The 7,803-nt window shown below is 75.5% G+C and carries 5 protein-coding genes; all 5 read left to right on the forward strand.

From position 1 onward, the window contains the following. Nucleotides 1-3,613 (forward strand): SDR family NAD(P)-dependent oxidoreductase (locus tag AQJ66_RS35825; protein ID WP_159052696.1); only part of this gene is annotated, 3,613 nt, incomplete at its 5' end. Next, entirely contained in the window at nt 3,613-4,860 is a 1,248-nt protein-coding gene (locus AQJ66_RS35830; RefSeq protein ID WP_061930891.1) for an activator-dependent family glycosyltransferase, read from the forward strand. The genes AQJ66_RS35825 and AQJ66_RS35830, both read left to right, overlap by 1 nt. Before the next feature lie 147 nt (nt 4,861-5,007). After that, complete coding sequence (locus AQJ66_RS35835; protein ID WP_061930894.1) at nt 5,008-5,202, forward strand: ferredoxin; 195 nt, start codon at nt 5,008-5,010, stop codon at nt 5,200-5,202. Nucleotides 5,203-5,248: 46 nt separating this feature from the next. Then, nucleotides 5,249-6,316 (forward strand): glucose-1-phosphate thymidylyltransferase, encoded by a 1,068-nt coding sequence (locus AQJ66_RS35840; RefSeq protein ID WP_061930897.1) that lies wholly within the window; start codon nt 5,249-5,251, stop codon nt 6,314-6,316. Nucleotides 6,317-6,406: 90 nt separating this feature from the next. Continuing rightward, on the forward strand, nt 6,407-7,645 hold the full coding sequence (locus AQJ66_RS35845) for an NAD(P)/FAD-dependent oxidoreductase (RefSeq protein ID WP_244163035.1): 1,239 nt from the start codon (nt 6,407-6,409) through the stop codon (nt 7,643-7,645). Nucleotides 7,646-7,803: the final 158 nt, after the last annotated feature.

The following is a 7,803-nucleotide window of genomic DNA, read 5'->3' on the forward strand; positions in this document are numbered from 1 at the left end:
GGCCCTGCCGACCTACGCCTTCCAACGCCGCCGCTACTGGCTGCCGGCTTCCGGGCAGGCCGGCGACCTCACCGCCGCCGGGCTGGAGAGCGCCGGGCATCCGCTGCTGTCCGCCGTCGTACCGGTGGCCGACACCGGCGGCCTGGTCCTCAGCGGGCTGCTGTCCGCCCGCACGCTTCCCTGGCTCGCCGACCACAGGGTGCTGGACCGGACCATCCTGCCCGCCACCGCCTACCTCGAACTGGCCGTACAGGCCGGTGACCGGGTCGGCCTCGGCCAGGTCGCCGAGCTGACCCTGGAGACACCGCTGCTGCTGCCCGAGCGCGGGGCCGTACGGTTCCAGCTCGCCCTCGCCGGCCCGGACGAGGACGGACGGCGGACGTTCAGCGTGCACTCGCGTTCCGCCGACGCCGCTCCCGAGGACCCCTGGACCCGGCATGCCCAAGGGCTGCTCGCCGACGAACCGGACGCGGTGCCGGCCGCCGACGCCGGTGACTGGCCGCCGTCGGACGCCGTGCCGGTCGAGCCGGGCGGCGACGGCGACTGGTACGAGCGGTTCGCCGCCGGAGGGTTCGGCTACGGGCCGGCGTTCCGGGGACTGGGCCGGGTCTGGCGGCGCGGCCAGGAGCTGTTCGCCGAGGTCTCCCTGCCGGTGGCCCACCGCGCCGAGGCGGCCCGCTACGGGCTCCACCCCGCGCTGCTGGACGCCGCCGTGCAGACCCTGCTCGTCCGCGCCCTGGACGGCGCCGACGGCGAGACGGCGGCCACGCTGCCGTTCGCCTGGCACGGCGTCCGCCTCCACGCGACCGGTGCGACCACCCTGCGCGTCCACCTCGCGCCCGGCGGGCACCCGGACGCCTACGCCGTGTCCGTCACCGGCCCGGACGGCCGACCGGTCGCCACGGCCGACGGTCTCGTCCTGCGCCGGATCGCCGCCCTGCAGCTGCCCGGCGCACCCGGCACCGGACCGGCGGACACCACCCCGCCGCTGCTGCGCCGGCACTGGCGGCACGCCGAGCCGCAGCCCGCCGCCCCGGCGTCCGGCACCGTGCGCTGGGCACTGCTCGGACAGGGCGACGGGGGGCTCGGCGAGGCACTCGACGCGTCCGGGGTGCACCTGGAGTGCTACGCCGACCTGGCCTCGCTCGCGGCCGCCGTCGACACCGGCACCGCGCCGCCCGGGACCGTCCTGGCCACGTGCACCACCGCCCCCGACACACCCGCGCCCGCGGCCACCAGGGAACTGCTGACGGCCGTGACGGACCTGACCCGCGCCTGGGTCGGCGACGACCGCTTCACCGGTTCCCGGCTGGTGCTGGTCACCCGGGGCGCGCTCGCCACCGCCCCGGACGAGGACGTCACCGATCTGCCGGCCGCCGCCGTGTGGGGGCTCGTGCAGTCCGCGCAGCTGGAGCATCCCGGCCGGCTGCACCTGCTCGACCTCGATCCCGCCACCGCGCCCGGCGCCGACGGCACCGGGCCCGCCGTCGTGGCCGCGATCGCCGCCGCGCACCCGCAGGGCGCCGTGCGCTCCGGGGCGCTGCTGCGGCCCGAACCCGGGCCGCTGTCCCCGGCCGCCGACGCCGCGGCCCGGCCGGCCGCGCCCTTCGACGCGGACGGCACCGTGCTCGTCACCGGCGCCACCGGTGCCCTCGGCAGCCTGGTGGCCCGGCACCTGGCCGCGGTGCACGGCGCCCGCCGGCTGCTGCTGGCGTCGCGGCGGGGTGCGCAGGCGCCGGGAGCCGACGCCCTGCTCGCCGACCTGACCGCGCACGGTGCCGAGGCCGACCTCGTCGCCTGCGACGTCGCCGACCCCGCCGCGCTCGAGGCGCTGCTCGCCCGGGTGCCCGCGGACCGCCCGCTGACCGGGGTCGTCCACGTCGCGGGAGTCGTCGAGGACGCCACGCTGACCTCGTTGACCGCCGACCGGATCGACGCGGTGCTGCGGCCCAAGGCGGATGCGGCCTGGCACCTGCACCGGCTGACGCGGCCGTGGAATCCGGGCCTGTTCCTGCTGTTCTCCTCGGCCGCGGGCACCTTCGGCTCGGCGGGCCAGGGAGCCTACGCCGCGGCCAACGCCTTCCTGGACGCGCTGGCCGGCCACCGCCGGGCGCACGGGCTCGCGGCCACCTCGATCGCGTGGGGCCTGTGGGCGGCCGACAGCGGCATGACCTCCGGGCTGAGCACCACCGACCGGGAGCGGATGGCCCGCGGCGGTATGGCGCCGCTGACCGACGAGGCGGGCCTCGCCCTGTTCGACGCCGCCCTGCACGCACCCGACGCCGCCGTGGTGGCCGTGGCCCGGCAGTCGCCGCCCGCCCCGCGCACCAGGACCCGCCGGGCCGCGGCCGCCGGGGCCCCGGACGACGGCGGGCGGACGCTGCGCGCACGGCTGGCCGGGCTCGACGCGGCGCGGCGGCCACCGGTGCTGCTGGACGCGGTCCGCGAGCAGGTCGCCGCGGTCCTCGGGCACGACTCGACCGACGAGGTGCTGCCCGACCGGCACTTCGCGGAACTCGGCTTCGACTCGCTCACCGCGGTGGAACTGCGCAACCGGCTCGGCTCCCTGACCGGCTTCCGGCTCCCGCCGACGCTCGTCTTCGACCTGGACACGCCGCAGGCGCTCGCCGCGGACCTCGCCGAACGGTTCGAGCCGGCCGGCGTGGACGCGGCGCACTCCCGCGCGGACCGGCCCGGCACCGATCCGGCCCGGACGGGCGGACCCGCGGAGGACTCCGTCGGCGCGCTGTTCCGCACCGCCTGCCGGGAGGGCCGGGTCGACGAGGGCTTCGCCCTGCTGCAGGCGGTCGCCGGACTGCGGCCCGTCCAGGACTCACCGGACGGCCCGGCCGGCCCCCTCACCGGGCTGCGGCTGGCCGCCGGGGACGAGGGCGCCCCGCTGGTCTGCTTCAGCTCCTACGTGGCGCTGGCCGGCGTGCACCAGTACGCGCGCTTCGCCACGGCGTTCCGCGGCCGCCGGGACGTATGGGCGCTGCCCACTCCCGGGTTCGGGCGCGGCGAGCCGCTGCCCGCCTCGCTGGACGTGGTGGCGCGCACCCAGGCCGAAGCCGCACTGCGCTGTGCGGACGGCAGGCCGTTCGTCCTCACCGGATCCTCCTCCGGCGGTGTCCTGGCGCTGGCCGCCGCACGCCACCTCGAGGAGACCGGGCGCCCGCCGCTGGGCGTGGCGCTGCTCGACACCTACATGCCGCGCGCCGACTCGCCGTTCACCCGCTTCTCGGCCGAGATGCTGAGCGGGATGTTCGACCGGGAGTCGATGTTCGCGACCATGGACGCCGACCGGCTGTCCGCCATGAGCTGGTACATCAACATGATCGGCGAGTGGGACCCGGGCGAGCTGTCCGTGCCCGTGCTGCTGGTGCGCCCGAGCGAGCCACCGGCCACCGTCGCGGGCCGGGGGCCCGCCGAGCCGGAGGAGTGGCAGAGCTCCTGGGACGGCGCGGGCAGCGTGGCGCAGGTGCCCGGCAACCACTTCACGATGATGGAGTCCCACGCCGCCGCCACCGCGGGCGCCCTCACCACCTGGATCGACACGGTGCTGCCGCCGTACGCCACCGGCCGTGAAGCGGCCCACCGAACCGAGGGAGCATGATGCGGGTCCTGTTCGTCAGCCTGTCCGAGAAGTCCCACATCTACCTGATGGCGCCGCTGGCGTGGGCGCTCAGCGCCGCCGGTCACGAGGTCCGCGTGGCGAGCCAGCCCATGGCCACCGAGACCATCACCCGAGCCGGCCTCACCGCCGTACCGGTCGGCAGCGACCACGCCATCCACCGGGACATGGCCGCCTACCGCGAGTCGCAGGACTACCGCACGGCCAACTGGAGCCGCTGCGAACGCGCCGACGTGGACTGGGCGGAGCTGAAGGAGCGCTACGAGCTGAGCGTGCCGTACGCGTTCGCCGTCTACAACGACTCCATGACCGAGGACCTCGCGGCGTTCGCCCAGGGCTGGCGGCCCGACCTGGTGGTGCGGGACCCGCTGGCGTACGCCGGTGCCGTCGCCGCCCGGATCAGCGGGGCGGCGCACGTGCGGCTGATGTGGTGTGCCGACGTGTGGGGCCGTACCCGGCAGACCTATCTGGAGCTGATGCGGGAGCAGCCCGCCGCCGAGCGCGTGGACCCGCTGGCCGAATGGCTGGCGGCGCGGTCCGAGCCGTTCGGTTTCTCCTGCGACGAGGAGATGCTGCACGGCCAGGCCACCATCAGCACCCTGCCGCCCGCCCTGTCCGTCCCGACGGCCTCACCGGAACTGCCCATGCGGCACGTCCCGTACAACGGCCGCGCGGTGGTGTGGGACTGGCTGCGCGAGGCGCCGAAGAAACCGCGGGTCTGCCTGAGCCTGGGCGCCTCCAACACCGAGGACTACGGCGGCGACTACGTCTCCGTGCCGGAGATCCTCGACGCCCTCGCCGACGAGGACGTCGAGGTGGTGGCGGCACTGCTGCCCGCCCAGCGGGAACGGCTCACCGCCGTCCCCGACAACGCCAGGGCGGTCGACTCGGTGGCCCTGCACACCCTGCTGCCGAGCTGCTCCGCCGTCATCCACCACGGCGGCTACGGCAGTTTCGCCACCGCCATGGCCGCCGGAGTGCCCCAACTGGTGCTGTCGACCCTGGTGTCCGACCACGAACTGCGCGGCCGCGCGCTCGAGCGGGCCGGTGCCGGTGTGTACCTGCACCATCGGGACGCCACCGCACAGAAGGTCCGCGACCACGTCCGCCGGCTCACCGGCCGACCGGACTTCGCGGACGCGGCCAAGCGGGTGCGGGCCGAGTGCAGGGCCATGCCGAGCCCGCACGACGTGGTCGCGGCCCTCGAACGGCTGGCGGAGGCCGGCTGACGGCCCGCCCCACCCCCGTCGACGGCCCGCCCCATGACCCCTCGACGACCCGGACCGCGACCCCTCGACGACCAGGACCGCGCACCCGCACGGATGAAGAAGCCCGTTCCCCTCGGGGAGCGAACAGGAAAGGACGGGAAAGACATCATGAAGATCAACGTGGACCGTGAGCGCTGCGTCGGAGCCGGCCAGTGCGTGCTGGCCGCCGCCGGTGTCTTCGACCAGAGCCGCGAGGACGGCCTGGTCGAACTGCTGTCGGCCGAGCCGCCGCAGGAGCTCCACGCGGCCGTGACGGAGGCGGAGCTGATCTGCCCCTCCGGTGCCATCGAGATCCAGCCCTGACGGCCGGCCACCTCACCGACGACACCAGTTAGGCGGGTTGGAAACCGTGAAGGCTCTCGTGCTGTCGGGAGGTGCGGGAACCCGGCTGCGGCCCCTCACCCACACCTCCGCGAAACAGTTGGTGCCCGTCGCCAACAAGCCCATCCTCTTCTACGGCCTCGAGGCGATCGCCGACGCCGGCATCACCGACGTCGCCCTGGTGGTCGGCGACACCGAGGACGAGATCCGGCGGGCCGTCGGCGACGGGGCCGCGTTCGGGCTCGACGTCACCTACCTGCGGCAGGAGGCGCCTCTCGGGCTCGCCCACGCCGTCCTGATCGCCCGTGACTTCCTCGGCGACGACGACTTCGTGATGTTCCTCGGGGACAACTTCGTCTTCGGCGGCATCACCGACTCCGTCGAGGAGTTCCGCAAGGCACGCCCCGACGCCCAGCTCCTGCTCACCCGCGTGCCCGACCCCTCCGCCTTCGGCGTCGCCGAACTCGACGACCAGGGGCGGCTGGTGGGGCTGGAGGAGAAGCCCGCGCGGCCGAGGAGCGATCTGGCGGTCGTCGGTGTGTTCCTCTTCGGTCCGGCGGTGCACGACGCGGTGCGCGCCGTCCGCCCCTCCGCGCGCGGTGAACTGGAGATCACCGACGCCGTCCAGTGGCTGCTCGACGGCGGCCGGGACGTGCGCACCACGGTGATCACCGGCTACTGGAAGGACACCGGCAACGCCGCCGACATCCTCGACGTCAACCGCAGACTCCTCGACCTGCTGGAGTACCGGGTCGACGGCGACGTCGACGAGGCCAGCGAGATCGTGGGACGCGTACGCATCGACGCGGGCGCCACCGTCCGCGGCTCGCGCATCGTCGGGCCCGCGGTCATCGGCGCCGGCACCCTCGTGCAGGACTCCTACATCGGGCCGTCGACCTCCATAGCCGAGGACTGCGTCATCCGCGACAGCGAGATCGAGTTCTCCATCGTCCTGCGGGAGTCCAGCTTCGACAGCATCCGCCGGGTGGAGGGCTCGCTCGTCGGCCGCAACGTGCACGTCTCCCTCTCGCCCCGGGTGCCCACCGCCCACCGGTTCGTCATCGGCGACCACGGGCGGGTGCAGCTCTCCTCGTGACCATCCGCATCCCGCTCGGTCCCGACGGTCCCGGCGGCATGGCGGCCACCGTCCTGGACAACCGCTGAAGAAGACCCGAGAGGTGACCCGTTGACCGGGCTGAACGACATCGTCGTCGTCGGCGCAGGAGCCGCCGGGGCCACCACCGCCGAGACCCTGCGCCGCCAGGGCTACGACGGCCGCCTCACCCTCCTCGGCGCCGAACCGCACCTGCCCTACGACCGCCCGCCGCTGTCGAAGCAGATCCTCACCGGCCACTGGGAGCCGGACCGCATCCGGCTGCGCGCACCGGAGGCCTACGACCGGCTCGGCATCGACCTGCGGCTGGGCATCCCCGCCACCCGCCTGGACCGCACCGGCCGGGCGGTCGAACTCGCCGACGGCTCCCGGCTGCGCGCCGACGCCGTGGTCGTCGCCACCGGTGTGCGTCCTCGGCGGCTGCCCGGCAGGGAGGGAGCGGACCGCTGCGGCGAACCGGCCGGCGTCTACGTGCTGCGCACCCTCGACGACGCCCTCCGCCTGCACGCGGCCCTGGCCGGGGGCCCGCGCCTGGTGGTGGCCGGGGCCGGGCTGCTCGGCACGGAGGCGGCCGTCGCGGCCCGGCGCCTCGGTGCGGACGTCACGCTCGTCTGCCCCGCACGCGTGCCGCTCCTCGACCTGCTCGGACCGCACGCGGCCGGGCTGGTCGCCGCCACCCACCGGGGCCTCGGGCTGCGCGTCCGGCGGGACCGGGTCACCGCGGTGACGACCGCCCGCGGAGCCGTCACCGGCGTACGGCTGTCCGACGGGAGCCGACTCGACGCGGACCTGGTGCTGGTCGCCACCGGATCGGTGCCCTGCACGGACTGGCTGCGCGGCAGCGGCGTGAGCGTGGAGGACGGTGTCGTGTGCGACCTGCTGTCCGCGGCCGGGCCCGGGGTGTGGGCGGCGGGTGACGTCGCGAACCGGCCCGACCCGCGCACGGGACGGCGCGGCCGCTGGGAGCACCGCACGCACGCCGCCGAACAGGCCATGGCCGTCGCCCGCAACCTGCTCGCCGGCACCGCGGCCCGCCCCTTCGCCCCGCTGCCCTCCTTCTGGACCGACCAGCACGACCTGAAGATCCAGGTCTTCGGGGACCTGGCCGGCACCGACCGGTGCCACATCGCCGAGGGCAGCCCCGCCGAGGGGCGCTTCACCGCCCTCTACGGTGCCGGAGACCACGTCCGCGGGGCCGTCGCCGTCAACATGCCCCGCCAGGCCCAGCGACTCCGCACCCTGGTGGAGACCCGGGCCGCCTGGACGGACCGGCCACCACAGCCGACGCCGCTCGGCGCGGCGGACACCTGAGACCGCCGTTGACCGGCGGCCGAGGCTGCTCCGAGCCGCCTCCGGGCGCCGAGGTTGCCCGCGGTCGGTGGGATCGGCGAAGCCGGTCGCGTCGGCGGTGTACAGCCGGAGCCCGGTGGGGAGGCGGCTGCTGACGGGCATGTGGGGAGCCTTGGGCC

It is taken from the genome of Streptomyces bungoensis (genome assembly GCF_001514215.1).
GTDB lineage: Bacteria > Actinomycetota > Actinomycetes > Streptomycetales > Streptomycetaceae > Streptomyces > Streptomyces bungoensis.